General features: G+C 73.0%; 15 protein-coding genes. 14 read left to right on the top strand and 1 reads right to left on the bottom strand.

What is annotated here, in order from left to right; genetic code table 11:
• Positions 1 to 152: 152 nt before the first annotated feature.
• From AB0903_RS30245 to AB0903_RS30195, 11 genes are all read left to right on the top strand, one after another.
• Positions 153 to 425 (top strand): acyl carrier protein, encoded by a 273-nt coding sequence (locus tag AB0903_RS30245; RefSeq protein WP_366707916.1) that lies wholly within the window; start codon positions 153 to 155, stop codon positions 423 to 425.
• Between the two features lie 150 nt (positions 426 to 575).
• Entirely contained in the window at positions 576 to 1,361 is a 786-nt protein-coding gene (gene fabG / locus AB0903_RS30240; protein WP_366707915.1) for a 3-oxoacyl-ACP reductase FabG, read from the top strand.
• 41 nt (positions 1,362 to 1,402) lie between these two features.
• Positions 1,403 to 2,347, top strand: a complete 945-nt coding sequence (locus tag AB0903_RS30235) for an aromatase/cyclase (RefSeq protein WP_366707914.1) — start codon at positions 1,403 to 1,405, stop codon at positions 2,345 to 2,347.
• A gap of 2 nt (positions 2,348 to 2,349) precedes the next feature.
• Positions 2,350 to 4,767 carry an SDR family oxidoreductase gene (locus AB0903_RS30230; protein ID WP_366707913.1) on the top strand — a complete coding sequence of 806 codons (2,418 nt, stop codon included), beginning with the start codon at positions 2,350 to 2,352 and terminating at the stop codon, positions 4,765 to 4,767.
• A gap of 4 nt (positions 4,768 to 4,771) precedes the next feature.
• On the top strand, positions 4,772 to 6,232 hold the full coding sequence (locus AB0903_RS30225; RefSeq protein ID WP_366707912.1) for an MFS transporter: 1,461 nt from the start codon (positions 4,772 to 4,774) through the stop codon (positions 6,230 to 6,232).
• Positions 6,233 to 6,267: 35 nt separating this feature from the next.
• A complete protein-coding gene (locus tag AB0903_RS30220) occupies positions 6,268 to 6,717 on the top strand; it encodes an acyl carrier protein (protein WP_366707911.1) in 450 nt (149 codons plus the stop codon).
• Positions 6,714 to 7,523, top strand: a complete 810-nt coding sequence (locus AB0903_RS30215) for a 4'-phosphopantetheinyl transferase superfamily protein (protein ID WP_366707910.1) — start codon at positions 6,714 to 6,716, stop codon at positions 7,521 to 7,523. Before AB0903_RS30220 ends, AB0903_RS30215 begins: the two co-directional genes overlap by 4 nt.
• A 6-nt stretch (positions 7,524 to 7,529) precedes the next feature.
• Complete coding sequence (locus AB0903_RS30210) at positions 7,530 to 9,149, top strand: acyl-CoA carboxylase subunit beta (RefSeq protein ID WP_366707909.1); 1,620 nt, start codon at positions 7,530 to 7,532, stop codon at positions 9,147 to 9,149.
• On the top strand, positions 9,146 to 9,382 hold the full coding sequence (locus AB0903_RS30205) for an acyl-CoA carboxylase epsilon subunit (RefSeq protein WP_366707908.1): 237 nt from the start codon (positions 9,146 to 9,148) through the stop codon (positions 9,380 to 9,382). The genes AB0903_RS30210 and AB0903_RS30205 overlap by 4 nt, the downstream gene beginning before the upstream one ends.
• Positions 9,383 to 9,751: 369 nt before the next feature.
• Entirely contained in the window at positions 9,752 to 10,336 is a 585-nt protein-coding gene (locus tag AB0903_RS30200; RefSeq protein WP_366707907.1) for a nuclear transport factor 2 family protein, read from the top strand.
• 37 nt (positions 10,337 to 10,373) lie between these two features.
• Entirely contained in the window at positions 10,374 to 10,733 is a 360-nt protein-coding gene (locus AB0903_RS30195) for an acyl carrier protein (protein WP_366707906.1), read from the top strand.
• Between the two features lie 2,274 nt (positions 10,734 to 13,007).
• On the opposite strand, the gene AB0903_RS30190 is transcribed toward AB0903_RS30195, so the two are convergent.
• Positions 13,008 to 14,681 (bottom strand): hypothetical protein, encoded by a 1,674-nt coding sequence (locus AB0903_RS30190; protein WP_366707905.1) that lies wholly within the window; start codon positions 14,679 to 14,681, stop codon positions 13,008 to 13,010.
• 1,133 nt (positions 14,682 to 15,814) lie between these two features.
• Here AB0903_RS30190 and AB0903_RS30185 point away from each other — a divergent pair.
• From AB0903_RS30185 to AB0903_RS30175, 3 genes are all read left to right on the top strand, one after another.
• Entirely contained in the window at positions 15,815 to 17,353 is a 1,539-nt protein-coding gene (locus AB0903_RS30185) for a DUF4331 domain-containing protein (protein ID WP_366707904.1), read from the top strand.
• 106 nt (positions 17,354 to 17,459) lie between these two features.
• Complete coding sequence (locus tag AB0903_RS30180; RefSeq protein ID WP_366707903.1) at positions 17,460 to 18,866, top strand: tetratricopeptide repeat protein; 1,407 nt, start codon at positions 17,460 to 17,462, stop codon at positions 18,864 to 18,866.
• Positions 18,863 to 20,683, top strand: coding sequence for a nickel transporter (locus AB0903_RS30175; protein ID WP_366707902.1), 1,821 nt, complete (start codon positions 18,863 to 18,865; stop codon positions 20,681 to 20,683). Before AB0903_RS30180 ends, AB0903_RS30175 begins: the two co-directional genes overlap by 4 nt.
• The last annotated feature ends 190 nt before the right edge of the window (positions 20,684 to 20,873 follow it).

Below are 20,873 nucleotides of genomic sequence, written 5' to 3'. Positions count from 1 at the left end.
GCCGTCCGGGCCCACCCCCACCCCCACCCCCGACGCGCCCGCCCGGCCCGCTCCCTCCCCCCACCCTCTTCGGCCCGGCGGCGGGCGTCCGCACGCCCGGCGCCCCGGGACACCTCCGGGACCCGGTTCCACGAAAAGAGAAAGGACCCACCGTGGCCACTCAGTCCTTCACCCTGGACGACCTCAAGCGGATCCTGCTGCAGTCCGCCGGAGTCGACGAGAACGTCGACCTCGACGGCGACATCCTCGACACCGACTTCGAGGAACTCAGCTACGAGTCACTGGCCATCCTGGAGACCTGCGGCCGGATCGAACGGGACTACGGAATAGCACTCGACGACACCGTGGTGACCGAGGCCAGAACCCCCCGCGCCCTGCTGGAACTGGTCAACGCCCAACTGGCCGGCGTCGCCACCGCGGCCTGACCCGCCGCACCGCCCACCCCCCTTCACCGCCCACCCCCCTTCACCGGCCGCCGGTGCCCGCCCCGAGCCGGGCACCGGCGGCCCACGGCCCAGGGCACCCGGCCCAGCCGCAGACACCCGACCACACGCGCCTACAAGGGAGCACCAGACATGTCCGACAAGCACCAGCGGGTCGCCCTCGTCTCCGGGGCCACGAGCGGAATCGGCCTCGCGGTGGCGCGGCTGCTGGCCCGGCAGGGCCACCGGGTCTTCATCGGCGCCCGCGACCCCGAGAACGTCGCCACCACCGTCAAGGAACTGCGCGCCGAGGGCCTGGAAGCCGACGGCACCACCCTCGACGTGCGCTCGCCGCTGTCGATCGACGCCTTCGTCACGGCCGCCGTGGACCGCTACGACACCGTCGACGTGCTCGTCAACAACGCGGGCCGCTCCGGCGGCGGCGTCACCGCCGACATCGACGACGAACTCTGGTACGACGTCGTCGAGACCAACCTGAACAGCGTCTTCCGGCTCACCCGCGCCGTCCTCAACACCGGCGGCATGCGCCACAAGAACCGCGGCCGGATCATCAGCATCGCCTCCACCGCGGGCAAGCAGGGCGTGGTGCTCGGCGCCCCCTACTCCGCCTCCAAGCACGGAGTCGTCGGCTTCACCAAGGCCCTGGGCAACGAACTCGCCCCCACCGGCATCACCGTCAACGCGGTCTGCCCCGGCTACGTCGAGACCCCGATGGCCCAGCGCGTCCGCGCGGGCTACGCCGCCGCCTACGACACCACCGAGGACGCCATCCTCGAAAAGTTCCAGGCCAAGATCCCCCTCGGCCGCTACTCCACGCCCGAAGAGGTCGCCGGGCTCGTCGGCTACCTCGCCTCCGACACCGCCGCGTCCATCACCGCCCAGGCCCTCAACGTCTGCGGCGGCCTCGGCAACTTCTGACCCCCCTCGCCAACCTCACGTACGCCCCGAGGAGTTCACGCATGTCCGTTTCCGAACTGCGGGAAGTGGAGCACGAGATCACGGTCTCGGCCCCGGCCGCCGAGGTCTACCGGCTGATCGCCGACGTCGCGAACTGGCCGCGGATCTTCCCCCCCACCATCTACGTCGACCACCTGGACCGCTCCGGCAACGAGGAACTGATCCGCATCTGGGCGACCGCCAACGGCGAGGCCAAGAGCTGGACCTCGCACCGCGTCCTGGACCCGCAGGCCCTGAAGATCACCTTCCGTCAGCAGATCTCCACCCCGCCGGTCGCCGCCATGGGCGGCACCTGGATCATCGAACCGCTCGCCGAGGGGACCTCCCGCGTGCGACTGCTCCACGACTACCGGGCCGTCGACGAGGACCCGAAGAGCCTGGCCTGGATCGACGAGGCCGTGGACCGCAACTCCCGCTCCGAACTCGCCGCCCTGAAGACCAACGTCGAACTCGCGGCCGCCGCAGAAGAACTCACCTTCTCCTTCGAGGACACCATCGAGGTCGACGGCTCCGCCAAGGACTGCTACGACTTCGTCAACGAAGCCGGACTGTGGTCCGAGCGGCTGCCGCACGTGGCGACCGTACGGCTCACCGAGGACCTCCCCGGCCTGCAGACCCTGGAGATGGACACCCGCGCCAAGGACGGCTCCACCCACACCACGAAGTCCTACCGGGTGTGCCTGGAAGGCCGGAAGATCGCCTACAAGCAGACCACCCTGCCGGCCCTGATGAACCTGCACACCGGCTACTGGACCTTCCGCGAGACACCGACCGGCACCCTCGCCTCCTCCCAGCACACCGTCGTGCTGCGCCCCGAGAACATCCACAAGATCCTCGGACCCGAGGCGGACGTGGACCGGGCCAGGGAGTACGTGCGCACCGCACTGAGCACCAACAGCCGCGCCACGTTGAACCACGCCAAGGCATACGCAGAAGCGAGGCGCTGACCATGGCCGGTGCCGACACTGCCGATACACACGTCGTCGTGGTCGGCGCCGGACCGGTAGGGCTGATGCTCGCCGGGGAACTGCGGCTCGGCGGCGCCGAGGTGACCGTACTGGAACGGCTCGGCGCCCCGACGGCCGAGTCACGGGCCTCCACCCTGCACGCGCGGACCATGGAACTGCTCGCGCAACGCGGACTGCTCGACGAACCCGGCGGCTTCGGCGACCCGCTGCCGCCCCGCGAACCGAAGGGGCACTTCGGCGGACTCCCCATGGACCTCACGCTGCCCAGCACCTACCCCGGGCAGTGGAAGGTGCCCCAGGTGCGCACCGAGGAGATCCTCGGCGCCTGGGCCACCCGGCTCGGCGCGCGGGTGCTGCGCGGCCACGAGGTGGTGGACCTGCGCCCGCATCCCGACCGCGTGGAGGTGGTGGCCGAGCACGCGGGCCGCCGGACGGTCCTCACCGCCCGGTACGCCGTCGGCTGCGACGGCGAACAGTCGGCCGTCCGGCGCCTGGCGGGCATCGCCTTCCCCGGCAACGACGCCGAACGGGAACTGATCCGCGCCGACGTCGCCGGCATCGACATCCCCGACCGGCGTTTCCAACGCCTGCCCGACGGGCTCGCGATCGCCGCCCGCCGCGGCGACGGCGTGACCCGGGTGATGGTCCACCGGTTCGGCGCCCCGCCGCGCGCCGGCGAGGCCGACTTCGCCGGCATCGCCGCGGCCTGGCGCCAGGTCACGGGGGAGGACATCTCCGGCGGCACCCCGCTGTGGGTGAACTCCTTCGGCGACGCGTCCCGGCAGGCCGCGACCTACCGCGACCGGCGGGTGCTGCTCGCCGGAGACGCGGCCCACCAGCAGATGCCGATCGGCGGCCAGGCGCTCAACCTCGGCCTCCAGGACGCAGTCAACCTGGGCTGGAAACTGGCGGCCACGGTACGCGGACGCGCCCCCGAGGGCCTGCTGGACACCTACCACCAGGAGCGGCACGCGGTCGGACGGCGGGTGCTGTCCAACATCCGCGCCCAGGCCCGGCTGCTGCTGGGCGGGCCCGAAGTGGAAGCCCTGCGCCAGGTGATCGGCGAGCTGACATCCTACGAGCGCGTGCGAGCGCATCTGGCCGGCATGATCAGCGGCCTGGACGTCCGCCACGCGGCGGACGACGCACCGCAACCGGTGGGCGCGCGACTGCCCGACCTACCGCTCGGCTCCGGCACGAGCACCCTGCGGCTGCTGCGGCCCGCACGGGGCCTGCTGCTCGTGACCGCCCCCGACGAGGAGCTGCGCGGCCGCCTCGCACGGGCCGCGCAGCCCTTCGCCGGCGCCGTCGACACCGTGACGGTGCGCCCCACCGGCGACGGACCCCTTGACGACCACGCCGCCGTCCTCGTACGCCCCGACGGCTACATCGCCTGGGCGGGCGGTTCACCCGACGGCCTTCCCGCGGCGCTCGCCCGCTGGTTCACCACCGAGCCCGCCGCACAGCAGACACCCGCCGCACAGCAGACACCCGCCGCACAGCAGGCACCGGCCGCACAGCAGGCACCGGCCGCACGGCAGGCACCGGCCGCACGGCAGGCACCGGCCGCACGGCAGGCACCCGCCGGCACCGACCGACAACGCAATCTCACACACCACAAGGGCAGGAGAGGGCAGATGGGCAACCTCACCGGAAAGACCGCGCTCGTCACCGGCGCCAGCCGGGGCATGGGCCGGGCCACCGCCGAGCGGCTGGCCCGCGACGGCGCACTCGTCGCCGTGCACTACGGCACCAGCCAGGACGCGGCGGCCGAGGTCGTCGCCGGGATCGAACAGGACGGCGGGCGCGCGTTCGCCGTACGGGCCGAGCTGGGCACGCCCGGCGACGTCCACGAACTCTTCCTCGCACTGGAGCAGGGACTGAAGGAACGCACCGGCTCCACCGAACTGAACATCCTGGTCAACAACGCCGGTGTGATGGGCGGCGTCAAGCCCGAGGACACCACCCCCGAGCAGTTCGACCGGATCTTCGCCGTGAACACCAAGGCACCGTTCTTCATCATCCAGCGCGCGCTCGCCAACATGCCCGACGGCGGGCGGATCGTGAACATCTCCTCCGGGCTGACCCGGTTCGCCAACCCCGACGAGATCGCCTACGCGATGAGCAAGGGCGCCGTCGAGCAACTCGCACTGCACTTCGCCAAGGCACTGGGCCCCCGCGGCATCACCGTCAACAGCGTCGCCCCCGGAATCACCCGCAACTCCAACCCGGTGTTCGACATCCCGGAGGCGGTCGAGGCCATGGCCGCGCTGTCGGCGTTCAACCGGGTCGGCGAACCGCAGGACGTCGCCGACGTCGTCGCCTTCCTGGCCTGCGACGAAGCCCGCTGGATCACCGGCTCCTTCGTCGACGCCAGCGGCGGCACCCTCCTCGGATGACGCCGTGACCCAAACACATCCGTCCCCCGCGGCCGACACCGGGCCAGGGCAGTGGAACCCCCGGCTGTGGGGACTGCTGCTCGTCCTCGCCGGCAACATGCTCATCGACGCACTCGAAGTGTCCGTGGCGGTGGTGGCACTGCCCTCGATCGCCACGGACCTCTCGCTGCCCCTGACCGACGTGCAGTGGGTGATGACCGGCTTCGCCGTCGGGTTCGGCGCTCTGCTGCTCTTCGGCGCCCGGATGGTGAGCCTGCTGGGGCGCCGCCGGGTCTACCTGGCGGCGCTCCTCGGCTTCGCCGCCGCCTCCGTCCTGAGCGCGTTCGCCCAGGAGCCGGGACTGCTGATCGCCACCCGCCTCGTCAAGGGATTCTGCGCGGCCCTGACGGCGCCCACCGGACTCGCCATCATCTCCACCGCCTTCCCACAAGGACGCGCCCGCTCCCGGGCCGTGTCCGTCTACACCCTCTTCGGCGCCGGCGGCTTCACCGCCGGCCTGCTGCTGTCCGGCTGGCTCACCGAACACACCTGGCGCCTGGCCCTCGCCTTCCCGGCCCCGATCGTCCTGCTGCTCTTCGCCCTCGGGCTGCGCCTCATCCCCAACGAGAACAGCACGACAGCAGGCACACCCCCTACCGGCCACCGCTCCTACGACATCGCGGGCGCCCTCACCTTCACGCTCGCGCTGCTCACCCTCGTGTACGGCATCACCGCGCTGCCCGAACACGGCCTCGGCCACCCCCTGGCCGCCGGGCCCCTGGCCGCGGCGGTACTCCTGCTGGGACTGTTCACACTCATCGAACGCACCGTGTCCCACCCCCTGGTGAGCCTGCGTCCGCTGCGCAGCGGCGCCCTGGTCCGCTCGGCACTCGGAGCGGCCTGCCTCAACGGCTCCTACCTCGGAATGCTGTTCGTACTGACGTACCAGATGCAGACCGTGGCCGGCTGGTCGCCGCTGAAGACCGCGCTCGCTCTGGTGCCTGCCGCGGCCCCGCCGGCGATCGCCGCGCTGGCCTCCGGGCGGCTGGTCGCCCGGTTCGGCGCACCCCGCCTCATCGCGGCCGGCGCCGCCTGCGCCTTCACCGGCTACCTGCTCCAACTGCGCCCCTCCTGGCCGCTCGACTACCCGGGCCGCCTGCTGCCGACGCTGCTGCTGGTAGGGGCGGGCTTCGTCCTCTCCTTCGCCGCGCTCAACATGCAGGCCACCTCCCAGCTGCCCCCCGCCGAACGCGGCGCGGGCAGCGGCCTGTACCAGACGGCCGTCCAACTCGCCGCGGTCGTCGCGGTCGCGCTCGTGGCCGCGCTGCTCGCCGGCGCGGAGCACGCGGCCGGCCCCGCCGCCGCGACGAGCGCCGGCCGGCCCGCCCTGACCCTGGTGGCCGTACTCGGCGGACTCGGGCTGCTCACCGCGCTCACCGCACTGGCCCGCCCCACCACCCCCACCCCCTCCGTACCGCGCACATGACGACCATCCCTCCCACTTCGCGACGGGGCACGATCATGGACCAGACAACGAAGACCTGGATCTTCGACGATCTCGACGAACTCGACGACCTGGACTACGAGTTCGAACGGGACTGCGTCGTCGAGGTGGTACCGCCGAGCCTCGAGCACCTCGCCTCCTGCGACCTTGCCGAGCGCACCCGGATCATCGACGCGTACGTACGGGCCGAACTCGCCCGGGTGCTGCGGGTGACGCCGGACACGCTCGACACCGTCGGCCGCCCGATGAACAGCCTGGGCATCGGATCCATCAACGGCCTGGAACTCCAGCGCCGGATGGAGAACGTGCTCAAGGCCGACGTCAACCTCAACCGGCTCCTGCGCGCCAACAGCGCCACCGAGCTCGTCGACTGCCTGGCCGGCCAGCTCGGAACCGAGGACAGCCCGCACAAACACGCCGGGAAGGACGACCACCCCCTCTCGCACGACATGCCGAGCACGCCGTGACCGGGGATCTGCTGGTCCGTGAGCAATCCCCGACCACCCGGCCACGGCTGCCCGCGCCCGGACAACTGGACGTGTGGCTGGTACGCCGCCCCCGGCTGGACGCGACGACCGAGCTGCTGGACCTGTCCGACCTGAGCGACGCCGAACGCCGGCGCACCGCCTCCTTCGTACGACCCACCGACGGCGTCACCTACGCCTGCGCGCACGTCGCGCTGCGCCGACTGCTCGGCGCCTACCTCGAGCTGCCCCCACGCAACGTGCCGTTCGTGCGCCAGCCCTGCCCCGGGTGCGCCGAGCCGCACGGCCGCCCGGCCGTCGCCCACCCCGACCCGCCCGTCCACTTCTCCCTCGCCCACAGCCACGGCATGGCCGTGGTCGCCGTCTGCCGGACCGTCGTCGGCGCCGACGTGGAACGACTGCCGCGGGCCGAGACCGTCGAGGTCTGCACCCCGTCCCTGCACCCGGGGGAGCAGGCCGAACTGGAGCCCCTCGACACCGAGGAACGGCGCGCCGCCTTCGGGCGGGTGTGGACCCGCAAGGAGGCATACCTCAAAGCACTGGGCACCGGCCTGTCCCGCGACCCCGCCCAGGACTACCTGGGAGCCGACCCGCACCGCAGACCGGCCGGCTGGACACTGCTGGACCTGCACTGCGGCCCCCGGCACAACGCGGCCGTCGCCGTACGCGGCGGGCCGCCCGAGCGGGTCGCCGTCCGCTGGCTGCCGGCCGCCTCGCTGAGCGCCGACGGGTCGGTGGACCTGGACGCCGACGGCACGACCCCCCGAGCATCAGACCGCGGAGCGTGATCACCCATGTCGATCGAACAGAGAACCGATCACATCGCCGACCGGCCGAGCCTGCACGACCGCGAGCACCGCGGCCAGTGGAGCGCCGCGGAACGCATCGAGGAACTCGGCCTGATCAAACAGGCCGCCCGGCACGGCGATCCGCTGGCCACCGAACGCCAGCACGCCAAGGGCAAACTCACCGCCCACGAACGGATCGAGCTGCTGCTGGACCCCGGCTCCTTCAACGAGGTCGAGACGCTGCGCAGACACCGGGCCACCGGCTTCGGACTGGAGCACAAACGCCCCTACACCGACGGTGTGATCACCGGCTGGGGCACGGTCCACGGCCGGACCGTCTTCGTGTACGCGCACGACTTCCGCATCTTCGGCGGCGCCCTCGGCGAGGCCCACGCCCAGAAGATCCACAAAATCATGGACATGGCCATGGCGGCCGGGGCGCCCCTGGTGTCCCTCAACGACGGCGCCGGAGCCCGCATCCAGGAAGGCGTGAGCGCACTCGCCGGCTACGGCGGCATCTTCCAGCGCAACACCAAGGCATCCGGCGTCATCCCGCAGATCAGCGTCATGCTCGGACCGTGCGCCGGCGGCGCCGCCTACTCCCCGGCCCTGACCGACTTCGTCTTCATGGTCCGCGACATCGCCCAGATGTTCATCACCGGACCCGACGTGGTCAAGGCGGTGACCGGCGAAGAGATCAGCCAGAACGACCTCGGCGGCGCCGACGTGCACGCCACCGCCTCCGGAGTCGCCCACTTCGCCTACGACGACGTGCGCAGCTGCATGGAAGACGTACGCCACCTGCTGTCCCTGCTGCCCTCCAACAACCGCGACCTGCCACCCCGCGCCCCGGCCTCCGACCCGGCCGACCGGCGCACCGACCGGCTGCTGCAACTCGTCCCCGAGGACCCCAGCCGCGTCTACGACATCCGCGCCGTCATCGAGGAGATCGTCGACGACGGCGACTACTTCGAGGTCCACCAGGGCTGGGCGACCAACATGGTCTGCGCCCTGTCCCGGCTCGACGGCGAGGTCGTCGGCATCGTCGCCAACCAGCCCGCCTCCTACGCCGGAGTCCTCGACATCGACGCCAGCGAGAAAGCGGCACGCTTCGTACAGTTCTGCGACGCCTTCAACATCCCGCTCATCACACTGATCGACGTACCCGGCTTCCTGCCGGGCGTGGACCAGGAACACAACGGAATCATCCGGCGCGGCGCCAAACTCCTCTACGCGTACTGCAACGCCACCGTGCCACGCATCTCCCTGGTACTGCGCAAGGCATACGGCGGCGCGTACATCGTGATGGACTCCCGCTCCATCGGCACCGACCTGGCGCTCGCCTGGCCGTCCAACGAGATCGCCGTCATGGGCGCCGAAGGCGCGGCGAACGTCATCTTCCGCCGCCAGATCGCCGCCGCCGACGACCCCGAGGCCACCCGCGCCCAAAAGATCAAGGAATACCAGGCGGAGCTGATGCACCCCTACTACGCGGCCGAACGCGGCCTCATCGACGACGTGATCGACCCGCGCGACACCCGCCGCGCGCTCGCCGGCGCCCTGGCGATGCTGCGCAGCAAGCAGGCCGACCTGCCGTGCCGCAAGCACGGCAACCCCCCGCAGTGAACGGGGCAGAGCCGGCGGACGAGGCCCTGGTCATCCGCATCGTGAAGGGCCGGGCCGACCCCGCCGAGATCGCCGCGCTGACCAGCGTGCTGCTGGCCCGCGCCGCCGCCCTCACCGCGGTCTGCCCCGGCCTGCAGGACCAGCAGCCCACCGCCACCTGGCGCCGCCCGGAACGCACCGCGCAGCACCGCGACCCCCGCGGCTGGCGCAGGGGCGGCAGCCAGGCGGCCTAGGGACGTGAGTCGGAGATTCTTCGTCAGACCGCAAGCTCTGCGACGGGCCGTCGGTCCTCCGCCGGCCCCGGGACCGCCTGCGGTGGCCGGACCCCATGGGAAGCCGACGGCGGCGGAGAGAACTACCGAAAGATCTTTGACTCGGGTCACCAGCTGTTCTGTCCCGCCAGACGCTGCCCCGTCACGCCGCCCCGCGCTCGCCGCATAGACCCGCCGGCCCCGGCAGCACAACTGCCGGGGCCGGCGGGCCGCCTTGCGCTCGCACGCACCGGACGACGCTCCTTGCGGGCGGCCACCGCCGGATCGCCAGCCGCGCGAGCCGTCACCGAACGCGCACCCGGCTCTACCCGGAAACGGAGCACCAGCCCCATGACGGCCTCCCCGCCCCTCGAACGTCCCGCCACCGGCCACGCGGCCGACACGGACACCCTCACCGTCCCGCGGGCCGAACTCGACGCCCTGCGCGCCCAGGTCCGCGTACTGGCCGACCGGGCCGCGATCGCCGAGCTGATCGACCGGTACATCACCCTGCTGGACACCCAGGACGACCACGGCTTCGACGACACCTGGCCGCACACGGTCTTCACCGACGACTGCCGGCTCGAGTTCCCCGTCGGCACGGTCGAGGGCATCCGCGACGTCGCGGCCTTCCACTTCGACCGCAAGTCGCGCTTCAACCGCACCCACCACCTGGCCGCCAACTACAGCGTCCAGGCAGACGGCGACACCGCCCTCCTGCGCATCCACCTCGTCGCCTCCCACATCCACCACGACGACGGCCCCGACCCCGGCGGCCGCTTCGACATCGGCGGCTACAGCCGGGCACAGGCCGTGCGCACCCCGGACGGCTGGCGGCTGCACCGCTGGCGCTTCCACCTCATGTTCTCCGACGGCACAGGCCCGCGCCCGGGCCCCGACCCCCGCGCACTGCGCACCTCCCGCCCCCGCCCCTGACCACCCACCACCACACGCACCACGAAGGGACGACACCATGCCAGGAAAACCGGCCGCCCTGGACCTCGGCACACTGCGCGAGATGCCCCGCGACGCCCGCCTGTGGCTCTTCGAGACCTACCTGTGCCGCGACCTCGCGAAGTGGCTGGACGTCCCGCCGGCCCACCGGATCTCCCGCACCCGGCCCCTGTACACCCAGGGGATGGACTCACTGACCGCACTGGCCCTCCAGCGCCGCCTGGAGTCGGCCCTGCGCATCCCCGTCCCGGCCCACCACCTGCTGCGCGAACAGTCGGTCGGCGAACTGGCCGCGACCCTCAGCGCCCTGGTCGACCGCAGCCTCACCCCCGAACAGGCCGACGCCCCACCGCGCCGACGGCGGCGTGTGACGATCTGACGGCTCACCCGGGTGCCGGACGGGCCGGCCGCCGCCGCGGGACGGCGGCGCAGGCGGCGGACGGCCCGGGCTGTCAGCCGGCCCCGGCGACGGTGAGGTGCGGCCGGCTCCGGCCACCTTGGCGCCGCCGCTCACGCCGCCGATCAGGACCACACCGTCGGCGCACGGGGCACCCCGGTAGTACAGGGCGAGCCGCAGGGCGCCAAGGGGGCGATGCCGCCGGCCCGGCGGCCGGCACCGCACGGGCATGCCGGGCAGGCGCCGCCGGGGGAGGGGCCGCAGGAGCGGCGCGGCCGGCAACTCCCGGCCCTCGGCCGGCGATCTGCGGCCCTCGGCGGTGAGGACCGGGCCCCGGGGGAGGGGACGGGCTTACCCCGGCGGGCGGTTCCGCACCCGGCTCCGGCAGCGCTTTGCCGGCCGGTCCCGTCACTTCGGGTGCGCGGTGGTCCGCCGGCCGCAGGAGGGCTGCGGGGTCTGCCGCGGAGCGGGGGGCGGGTGAAGGCGTCCGAGGTGTTCGCGCCGCCGGTGCGGCACGAAGCGGTGGGCACCACCGCCCGGCGAACGCGGGGCCGCCCCGACCGCACCCGCCGGCAGACGCAGGCGAAGCCCTGGCGGGACAGGCCCCACCACAAGATCACGTCCGCAAACCACAAAGGCTCCGCGGCGCTCACCCGTGCCGCCGCGCCCGGCGTCCCGCGCCACGTCGCGAACCGCCGGGCCGGCACCGGAGCCCCGCGCTTCACGGCCGCGTCACGCACGTCGGGCCGGCACCGGTCCCGGTGGGCATCCAGGTCACCCCGAACTCCCCCCGCGCAGGCGGAGTTGCGTACGCCACGTTTCGAGCACCGGTTGAACACCGGCTCGTCCCGAGGCCGTTTATCCCGGTAACCGGTGCCCCGCCTACAGACCGGTGAGTGAGGTGCGCACATGCCCCAGGTCCTTTCGCACGACACCAGGCGCCGCCGCCCGGCCGGGCGCCTTCGCCCGGCCCGGCCGGCGGACCACGGTTCCTGCCGGCGACTCACCTCCTGAGCGGTCGAGCCCATGAACTACTGCGTTCCCTGCCGCCGCACCCTCAACGGCACTGTCACATGCCCGGAGTGCGGGGCATACGAGCCCGGCACGGACCCGGCGAACGAGCGGCCCGGCAGCGCTCCCGCAGCCGACACGGCAGAGCTGGACGACCTGTTCAGCCAGGGACCGGACTGCTTCGGGCCCTCCGGCGCCTCGTCCCCCGCTCCCGCAGCCGATGTGCCGGCCGCCCCGCGCCGCTGCCCCCCGCGACTGAAGAAGTACGGCGGCCGGATGCTGGTCGCGGCCACCTTCGCCATGCTCGGCAGCCTGGCCACCGCACTGCTGCTGCCCCAGCCGTCCGCCGGCACCCCGGGAGCGGCGCCGAGCCCGGAACAGGCGTCCCCCGACGAGCCCGGCGCCCGTGTCACCGAACCACCGAGAACCTCACGTCCGGCCACCCGCCCGGCCACTCGCCCGGCCAGAGGAGACGACAGGGACCGCAAGGGCACCGGACGTCCTCGTGCGACGGCCCGCGACCGGGAATCACCTCCTGCCCAGACTCCCGCTGCCACCACCGGTCCACCGCCGCCCGTGAAGGCCAGGCCGACGCCCCGCCCTTCCAGCAGCAGCCCCGGCAAGCCTGCCTCCCCGCCGACCGCGACCCCTTCCGCAAGCCCTCCCGCCAGTCCTTCCGGCACTCCCAGTGCCTCACCCACCAGCAGCCCGGTGCCGAGCACCACGGCTGGACCGGAGACCGACGGGCAGCCGAGAGCCTGACACCGCTCCCCGGCGCGGCCGGCCGCCATCCGGTGACCTCATGCGAACCCGCGACCCAGCGGTCTGCGCAAGCCTGTCCGCACCCGACGCAGCACATCGGGGGCTCTGGCGCATCCGGCAGCCGCAGGCCGCCGAAGAGCCGGCGTCCGGCCGGTGGCCGGTGTACCGGGTCCGGCGCAGCACCTGCTCCATGTCCTCTTCGACGGCGCTGCCGCCACAGCCGGCTGTCCCCGCGTTCGCTTCCCATGGCGATGCCGTGCCGTGCGCGCACGCCACCTTCTTCACCGCCAGGCACGAGCCACGCCCTGCCCCTCGGGGGAGGAGAGCACAAAGGGGGCCGCCTCGCGATTGCCGGCCCCGGCACTCGCGCCGCGTCCCGGCGGCGCGAGTTCCCGGCGTGCCCGACCAGATGCCGCCCTGTTCAGGGCCCCCGGCACGCCCCGGCCCACTCGACAGCCCCCGCTCCCCGCGGTTCGCGGAAGTTCAGCAACAGCCGCCCTCCGGCCCGGCCTCCTCGGCCTCCAGGCGGCAGAAGCAGGACGAGCTGATCGGTACGTCCGCCCCGGCGAGCGCGAGCTTCAGCTGCTGGGCCACGATCTGCGCTTCGCCCGCTCTGCCCAGCCGCACGAGACACTCGTGGAACCCGTGCAGCGACCACACGTTGCCGGGATGCTGCAAGGCACGCGGCAACGTGCTGTCCAGGCCCAGGTCGGCCCGGTAGACGGCCTCCGCCTCCTCCACGCGTCCCTGTTCGAGGAGCAGGGCACCGTACGCGTGACGGGTGGGCTGCATCCACCCCCACGGCTCGTCATAGGGAAGGCCGTCATCGAGGGCGATCGACCGCTCCAGCGCGGCGAAGGCGGCCTCGTGGTCGCCTCTGCGGTACTCCAGTTCGCCGTCGAGCATCGCCGACGCGATCGCGAGGATGTCCACGCAGGTGTTGTTGAACAGCATGCGCGTCCCCGGAACCCGGGACACGGCCTGACGGAACAGTTCGCGTTCAGCCTCGGCCTCGGGGATCCGGCCGGTGGCCGAGCAGGCGACGCCGCGGGCGTAGTGGAGCATCGCGGTGCTCACGCAGTACAGCTGCGGGTCGGCGGGCACAGGCAGTTCCATGATGTCGGACCAGCGGCCGAAGCGGATGAGCACGTGCACCCGCATGGCGAGGAAGCCCTCCAGCCAGTCGGCCATGGGCGGACTGGGCACCCTCAGCAGTTCCTCGGGGATGGAGGCTTCGAGTTGCGCGGCGGTCTCCAGAGCCGTCGCCGACCGGCCGAGGAACATCGCACCGTAGATCTTGAAGTGGTAGTTGTGCGATCGGTACAGGGTGTAGAAGTTCATCGCGCCCGCCCGGGCACGGTACTTCTCGTCGGCGACGATGGCGCTGGTGTTGTCCGACACCACCCGCCGGTAGTCGCCGCAGAGCACGTCCAGGTGCGTGGGCATGTGCTGAAGGTGCCCGGCGTCGGGCACGAGGCCCCGGAGCCGGTCCGTGACAAACAGCGCGGCCTCGGGGGCGGGGGACATCTCCATGAGGTGGATGTACAGGTGCAGAAGACCGGGATGCCTCTTGCCGGGACCGCTGCCCATCGCCCGCTCGAGGACCGCCTTGGCCTCCAGCGTGCGGGCACCTTCCGCCGGCAGGCCGGTCCGCAGATCCCACAACTGCCAGGGCGTGAGGTTCATCTGCGCGTCGGCATGGAGTGCGGCGACGTCGAGGTCGTCGGGTGCGAGCGCGTGCACGGCGCGCATGCTGTCGGCGTAGCCCTTGTTCCACACCGAGCAGTCCTCGGCCGCTTCCGCCTGCGGGTACCGGTACCGCAGCGCCCCGATCAGGGCTTGCTCCACGGCAGTGGCACCGGCCGCCTTCTCGTGGGCGCGTTCGACGGCTGCGTGGGTGCGCTCGACCGTCCGGGCCAGTTCCTCGCCGTCGAAGAACTCCCAGGGCTTGTTGTAGTTCGGACCGAGGGCGTAGGCGATGCCCCAGTAGGCCATCGCACAGTCGGGATCCGCCGCGGCGGCGGCCTCGAAGCAGGAGACCGCCTCCTCGTGGTGGAACGCGTACGACCAGACCAGCCCGCGGTCGAACCACATCTGGGCGGACGGTGAGGACGTCGTCACCGGGCGGGTGTGGGTGCCGAGATCGTAGTAGTCCATCCGTCTCTCCTGAGGGTACGGTCGGCCAGGGTGCACGGACGCGCCGCTCGGCCCGGCCGCACAAGGGGACGCGCCGCGACCGGCACGCACCGTCCCGGCGGAGTGAACGCCCTTCGCCGGACACCGCAGCCCACAGTAGACAGGCCGGCAGCCGGCCGCCGCACCCGCCGCGCGGCCGGGCCGCCGGGCGGCCGGGCCGCCTGGCCGCCTGGCCGCCTCGCGCACCTGATCGGCCAGTCGCCCTCGCCGCCGCGCCCGCCGGCGCCACCGGGTACGGCGCTTCGGCGGACGGCAGCCGGTTGCGGCTTGACCCGCCCCTCGGGCAGACGGCTCGCCGGGGGCCGAAGCCGACGAGAAGTCCTCGCGCGAGCAGGCCGGCCGCCCGCGCTGCCGGGCACCGGCCGCAACGGCAGGGCTCGCTCGCAACGCCCCCTGCCGAAGAGGGCCTTGAGCCTTTGCCGGCCGGACGCGAGCAGGGCAGCGGCTCCGCCGCCGGCCCGCCGCGCCGCCGCACCCCGGCAGGGTGCCGCCGCGCGGCGTCTCGCCGTTCGCCGCCAACGCCCGGCGGGCCTCATCGGCCCGGGCCGGTGCGGCGATCGGCCGGCCCGGCACCCGCCGCTCGGCCGAGTGCACCGGCACCGGCACCGGCCGGGTACGGCGGCCGCACGCCGCGCACGCCACCGCGGCCCGGCCCCGTTCCCCTCGTCGCCGCGAAGGCGCTGGGCCGCGCCCCGCCAGGACCGCCGCGGGCCTTCCGCCGCTCTTTGCCCCTCCCGGCCCTCCCGGCCCTCCCTGCCCCTCCCGGCCGTCCCTGCCCCTCCCGGCCGTCCCTGCCCTCCCGGCCGTCCCTGCCCTCCCGGCCCTCCCTGCCCCTCCCGGCCGTCGAGGCGGGCCTTCTGCCGTCCGTGAGCAATCCGACACACCGTCTCCTCACAGCCTGCGCCCCGCCCCTCTCGCACGGGACCCGACCTGCGCGGATGCCCGCCCCGACTGTCGCCGCGGCGATGTTGCCCACACCCGTGCGAGACGCAACGCGCGGAAGTAGTGGCGATCAACGCCGAGCAGAACGGCGGTCGCGTACGTACTGGACGTACAACCCGCCCGGACGTGACGTTGGACGAAGGACGAACGCAATGACGCCAATCAGCTGGGGCCGACGGCCTCGACCGACCCGCAGGAGCGTTGCCCTGGTCACCTGCGGGGCGCTGGCCGCGGCCGGGCTGTCGACCGCCGGCGCGGCGATGCTCGAGCCACGGACCGCGACGGCATCGAGCCACCGGGAGGCCCCGTTGATATCGGGGCAGCCGCAGTTCGACAACACGGACGTGTACGCCTTCGTCAGCCCGGACCATCCCGACACCACCACGATCGTGGCGAACTGGCTGCCGTTCCAGGAGCCTGCGGGCGGCCCGAACTTCTTCCCGTTCGCCGCGGACGCCCGCTACAGCATCCACGTCGACAGTGACGGTGACGCGCAGGACGATCTGCTGTACCGGTACACGTTCAAGGACCACCGGAAGAACGAGAACACCTTCCTGCACAACACGGGTGCCGTGGAGAGCCTGGACGACCCCGACCTCAACTTCACCCAGACCTACGACATCGAACTCCTGCGGCTGGAGCACGGCAAGGAGGTCTCCTCGCACCAACTCGCCAAGGACCTGCCGACAGCCCCCGCGAACGTCGGCAAGGCGTCCATGCCCGACTACCAGAAGCTGCGCGACCAGGCCGTCCACCAGATCCCGGGCGGGCTGAAGAGCTTCGCAGGCCAGGCCGACGACCCGTTCTTCCTCGACCTGCGCGTCTTCGACCTGCTGTACGGCGGCGACCTGTCGGAGGTCGGCAACGACACGCTCCGGGGATACAACGTCAACACGATCGCCCTGCAGGTACCGAACGCCTTCCTGCGGGAGTCCGAGTCCCAGCCGGTCGTCGGCATCTACTCCACGACGGAGCGCCAGAACGCCGAAGGGCACTGGACCCAGGTGTCGCGGCTCGGCATGCCGCTGGTCAACGAGGTCGTCAACCCGGTCAAGGACAAGGACAAGTTCAACGCCTCGTCACCCGAGAACGACGGCGACTTCCTGAAGAACGTCACCGAGCCCGAGCTGCCGAAACTCATCGAGGCCATCTACAAGATCAAGGCTCCCGCCGAGCCGCGCCAGGACCTCGTCTCGGTGTTCCTCACCGGCGTCGAGGACCTCAACCAGCCGCCCGGCGGCACACCGTCCGAGATGCTGCGGCTGAACACGGCGGTCAAGCCGACGGGCGAGCCGAAGCGCCTGGGCGTGCTGGAAGGCGACAACGCGGGCTTCCCCAACGGGCGACGCCTGACGGACGACGTACTCGACATCGCGCTCCAGGTCGTCGAGGGCGAACTCGTCGGTTCCAAGAACGACCTGGGCGACGCGGTGGACGCCAATGACAAGGCGTTCGGCCACTCCTTCCCCTACGTCGCCCTGCCTGCCTCCGGGTCGGACACCCGGACAGCCGCCGGCACCGGGACGAAGAGCGCCACCGGCCTGACGGGCGGAGCCTCCGGCCTCGCCGGATCGTGGAACGACAGCACCGTGCTGGCCGCGGGAGGCGCCGGAGCCCTGCTGGTGGCCGTGCTCGGAGCCTTCTGGCTGCGAGCGCGCCGCCGCACCGCGAGCCGCTCCTGGCTCGGCTGACCCGACGGGACACAGCACCCCGAACGGCCCGGCGGCGCCCTCCACCCCCCACGGCGGCGCCGCCGGGCCACCTCCCGCCACGACCGGACCGAGGAAGTCGACACACATGCCCGTACGGAAGCCTCTGCTCGCCCGAGGACGTGAGCGGGGGACCGGCCCGCACCTGCGGATCGCCGCCGCTGCGGCCCTGGCCCTGGGACTCACCGCCGCCTCGGTGGTCCTCGGCACCGGCGCCGACTCCGCTCGCCCGGCGCCCAGCGCGCCCGCGCTCGCCGCCGGAGTCCCCGTGGAACGGCTGCCGGCGGACGACCTCGCGCGGGGAACGGCTGCCCTGCAAAGGCACCTCGACGCACAGCCCAAGGACGCCGCCGGGTGGGCGACGCTCGGCGTCGCGTACGTCGAACAGGCAAGGACCAGCGGTGATCCGACGCGCTACCCGAAGGCCGAGAAGGCGTTCGCGCGTTCACTCGAGCTGCGTCCCGCCGCCGAGAACGATGCCGCGCTCGCGGGACAGGCCGTGCTGGCCGCCGCCCGGCACGACTTCGCGTCCGCGCTGGACCTCGCGGACCGTGCTCTGCGGGTGAACGAGTACAGCGAGCGGGCACTCGCCGGCCGGGTCGACGCGCTCGTCGAACTCGGGCGGTACGACGAGGCGTACCGGGCCGTGCGGCTCGCCGACCGCCGCCGTCCCGGCATCCCGGTCTTCACGCGCTACGCGTATGTGCTCGAGCTGCGCGGCGACACGGAAGGAGCCGGGCGTGTGCTGACGCGGGCCCTGAGGTCCGCGACGGCCGCGGCGGACCGGGCGTACGTCGCCACCGCGCTCGGCCAACTGGACTTCAGCCGGGGCCGGTACCGGCAGGCCCTCGACCACTTCGCCGTGGCACTGCGCGCCGATCCGCAGCACGTGCCGGCCCAGGAGGGGCTCGGGCGCACCCATGCCGCACAAGGGGAGGAGCGCAAGGCGCTGAAAGCTCTCGAGGAGGCCGCCCGGCGCCAGCCGCTGCCCGGCCGGGTGGCGGCACTGGGGGAGCTGCACGAGGCGGCCGGGAACCGGACCGAGGCCGCTCGGCAGTACGAACTGGCCGGCACATGGATGCGGCTGGCGGACGCCAACGGTGTCGCCGGCGACCTGGAGTCGGCCCTCGTCGCCGCCGACCACGGAGATCCCGCCGAGGCACTGGCCTCGGCGCGCGCCGAGTGGAAACGCCGCGAGACCGTGCACACCGCGGACGCGCTCGGATGGGCACTCCACGTCAACGGCCGGCACCGGGAGGCCCTCGTCTACGCGAGGAAGGCGACGGCGCCCTCGCCCGGATACCGCGACGCGTCGTTCCTCTACCACCTGGGCATGATCGAACGCGCCCTCGGTGACGGCACACAGGCCGCGCGCCATCTGCGCGCGGCACTCGATCTGAACCCCGGCTTCTCGCCCGTCGGGGCGCGCCGGGCCGAAGCCGCGCTGAAGACCCTGCCGGACCCGGCGGGCCCGAGCGGGCGGAGCGCGTCATGAGGTGCCGCGCCGCCGCCGGCGTCCTGGCTGTGCTCATGGCGGGCACCGCGCTCGCGTTGGGGCCCGCCGGGGCAGCCGTCGCGCATCCCCTCGGGAACTTCACGGTGAGCCAGTACGACGGCATCGTCGTCTCACCGGGCCGGTTGCGCGTGGACCATGTGGAGGATCTGGCGGAGATCCCCGCCGCGCAGGAACGGCCCCGCATCGACACCGACCGCAACGGCCGTCCGGCCGAGGCCGAACTGTCGGCGTGGGCCCGCACGCGGTGCGACACGGCGGCGCGCGGAGCACGGCTCGTCGTCGGTGGGGAAGAGCGGACGACCCTCACGGCCGGCCGGGCGCGCGCCGAGGAGCGTCCCGGGCAAGCCGGGCTGAAGACACTGCGTGTGACCTGTGAGCTGACGGCACCGCTGGCAACCGGCGAGGACCTCCGTATCGCGTACCGGCCCGCGGACTCGTCGACCGTGGGAGGCTGGCGGGAAATCACCGGGCGCGGTGACGGAACGACCCTCCACGGCTCGGACGTGCCGCAGCGGTCCGTGTCGCGTCGGCTGACCGCGTACCCCGACGACCTCCTCTCCTCGCCGCCCGAGCACACGCAGACCGCCTTCACGGTCCGGTCCGGCGGGCCGGCCCTCGCGGACGGCGGCGGGGCGGACGGGAACGGATCACCGGTGGCGGGCGTGCTGCCGCGTGGCGCGGACCGCTGGGCTGAGGCCCTGACCGGGCTGGTGGCCCGTCGCGAGCTGACCGTCGGCTTCGCGGCGTTCGCACTCGCCGCGGCCCTGTGCCTCGGTGCCCTGCACGCGCTGGCACCGGGCCACGGCAAGACGATGATGGCTGCCGCCGCCACGGCCGGCGGCCGGACCTCGCTGCGTGATGTGTTCACGCTCGGCGCGTCGGTGACCCTCACACACACGCTGGGCGTCTTCGCCCTGGGGGCGCTGATCACCGTGGGCTCGGCGGCCGCGCCCACGGTGGTCTCCTGGCTGACGGTGGCCAGCGGCGGGCTGGTGGCCGCCGCTGGACTGCTGCTCGTCCGCAGGGCATGGCGACGGCGCCGCGAACCACCCGGCCACGGCCACACCCACGGGCACGGGCACGATCGTGACTGCGAGCGTGCTGGTGGTCCTGCGCACGCCGCCGGGCGTACGGATGCGCCCGCCGCGGAGCGAGTGCCGGCACTGGCGGCGGCCGGCGCCGGACACGGCGCTGCGGGGAGCCCGTCCGCCGCGGCGCCCGTACCCACAGACACCGGCCACCACCACGACGCCGATCGCGGCCGGCGGCAGCCCCGTCACGAGCACGACGAGCAGGAGGGGCACCAACGGCGCCGTGGCGCCGACGCACACGGCCACACCCACCCTCACGGCCACCCCCACCACGGTCGCCCTCACGGTCACGACCACGACCACGACCACGACCACACGCACGACCACGCGCACGCGCACGGGCACGGACACTCGCATGTCCCTCCCGCTCCCGGCCTGCGTGGGGTGGTCCTGATGGGTCTCGCCGGCGGACTGGTTCCCAGCCCCTCGGCGGTCGTCGTTCTGGTGGGGGCGGCGGCACTCGGCCAGGCATGGTTCGGGTTCCTGCTGGTCATCGCCTACGGCGCCGGACTCGCGCTCACGCTCGCGGCAGCCGGGTTCGCGGTGGTCCGCCTGCGGGAGACCACCATGCGCAGGCTGGCGCTGCGACCGCAGGGCCGGCTCTTCTCGCTGGTCGGCCGAACCGCACCGATGGCCTCGGCCGTCGTCGTCCTGACGTTGGGGTGCGGACTGCTGCTCAGGGGTGTGGCCACGGCCCTCGGCTGAGAGCCTGCCGGGCCGTTGACCCGTCGGCCCGACTCCCGGTGGTGGCGTGCCGGCCTGACGCAAAGACCCGACCCGGCAGGTTGTCCTGCCGCTTCAGCCGGCCTTCCCCCGTAACGGTCGGAAAGGTGTGAACTCGGTCGAGAAGCCACGGCTCATCAACGGCGGTAAGACCGCCCGGCTCGGCGACGGC

It is taken from the genome of Streptomyces sp. NPDC048389, assembly GCF_040706335.1.
Classification (GTDB): domain Bacteria; phylum Actinomycetota; class Actinomycetes; order Streptomycetales; family Streptomycetaceae; genus Streptomyces.
This window is presented reverse-complemented; position numbering and strand designations above follow the sequence as displayed.